This window comes from Kitasatospora sp. NPDC036755, from assembly GCF_040636595.1.
Classification (GTDB): domain Bacteria; phylum Actinomycetota; class Actinomycetes; order Streptomycetales; family Streptomycetaceae; genus Kitasatospora.
In genome coordinates, this window is record NZ_JBEZUT010000663.1 from 1 (window position 1) to 1,535 (window position 1,535).

Here is a 1,535-nt window from a genome sequence, read left to right on the forward strand (position 1 = left end):
CGGGGAGGAGGCCGGTGTCGCGCAGCGGGCGGCCGGGTTCGGGGACGGCGGCGAGCAGCGCCGCGGTGTACGGGTGGGCGGGGGCGGCGAGGACGGCCTCGGTGGGGCCGCGCTCGCAGACGCGGCCGAGCTGGAGCACGGCCACCTCGTCGCTGACCGCCCGGACCACGCCGAGGTCGTGGGAGATGAAGAGGCCGGCGAGCCCGCGTTCCTCGGTGAGCCCGCGCAGCAGGTTGAGCACGGTGGCCTGGGCCGAGACGTCGAGGGCGGAGACCGCCTCGTCGGCGATCAGGACGCGCGGCCGGGCGGCCAGTGCCCGGGCGATGGCGACGCGTTGGGCCTGTCCGCCGGAGAGCTGGTGGGGCCGCCGGTCGCCGAACAGGGCGGGCGGCAGGCCGACGGCCTCCAGCTGCCGGGCGACGGCCTCCTCGCGGTCGCGGGTGTCTCCGTGGGCCGGGCCGGGGTGGGCGTCGAGGGGTTCGGCGACGAGGTCGCGGACCTTGCGGCGCGGGTTGAGGGAGGAGAGCGGGTCCTGGAAGACCATCTGGAGCCGGGGCCGGACGGCCCGCAGGGCGCGCGGGGAGAGCGTGGCGAGGTCGGTGCCGTCGAGGGTGACGGTGCCGGTGGTGGGCGGGGGCAGCCGCAGCAGGGCCTTGGCGATGCTGCTCTTGCCGGAGCCGGACTCGCCGACCAGGGCGAGGGTGCGGCGCGGGTACAGCGCGAGGTCGACGCCGCTGACGGCGTGCAGCGGGCCGGAGCGGGTGCGGTGGACGACGCTGAGGCCGGTGGCCTCCAGGACGGCCTTCGCGGGGGCCGCCGTCTCGGGGCCGGTGCCGAGGTGGCCGGTGCGGTCGGGGGCGGTGCCGGCGTGGCCGGTGCGGTCGGGGCCGGTGCGGTCGGGCGAGATGGTCATGCCGCGGACTCCAGTTCCTCGGGAGCGGTGGTGTCGGCCTCGCCGAGCGGGAAGTGGCAGTCGGCGGTGTGGTCGTCGGCCGCGGTGTGCACCGGGGGCCGGGTCGTGGTGCACAGGTCCGTCGCCCGCTCGCAGCGCGGGGCGAAGGGGCAGCCGGGGACGGGCCGGGTGAGGTCGGGCGGCGAGCCGGGGATGGCGGGCAGGGTGCGGCGCAGCGGGCCGGTGACCCGGGGGACGGAGCGCAGCAGTGCCGCGGTGTAGGGGTGCCGGGGGTGCCGGGTGACGGCCTCGGTGGGGCCGGTCTCGACGATCCGGCCGCCGTACATGACGGCGATGCGGCGGGCCCGCCCGTACAGCAGGCCGATGTCGTGGGTGATCAGCAGGGTGGCGAGGCCGCGGCTGACCCGGTGGTGGTCGAGCAGGTCGAGGACGGTGCGCTGGACGGTGACGTCGAGGGCGGTGGTGGGTTCGTCGGCGAGCAGCAGGGCGGGTTCGCCGGCCAGGGCGGCGGCGATGCCGACGCGCTGGCGCAGGCCGCCGGAGAGCTCGTGGGGGTGGGCGCGGCCCGGCGTACCTGCTCCTCGTCCTGGCGGTTGTCCCGGGCGGCGACGGCGACGCTGGC

At 78.0% G+C, this 1,535-nt stretch carries 2 protein-coding genes; both read right to left on the bottom strand.

Annotation, left to right across the window (positions count from 1 at the left end):
• Positions 1-913: ATP-binding cassette domain-containing protein (locus tag AB0E96_RS41045; RefSeq protein WP_359831926.1), on the bottom strand; the 913-nt coding region annotated here is incomplete at its 3' end.
• The coding region (locus AB0E96_RS41050; protein ID WP_359831928.1) for an ABC transporter ATP-binding protein at positions 910-1,535 on the bottom strand (626 nt) is incomplete at its 5' end. The genes AB0E96_RS41045 and AB0E96_RS41050, both read right to left, overlap by 4 nt.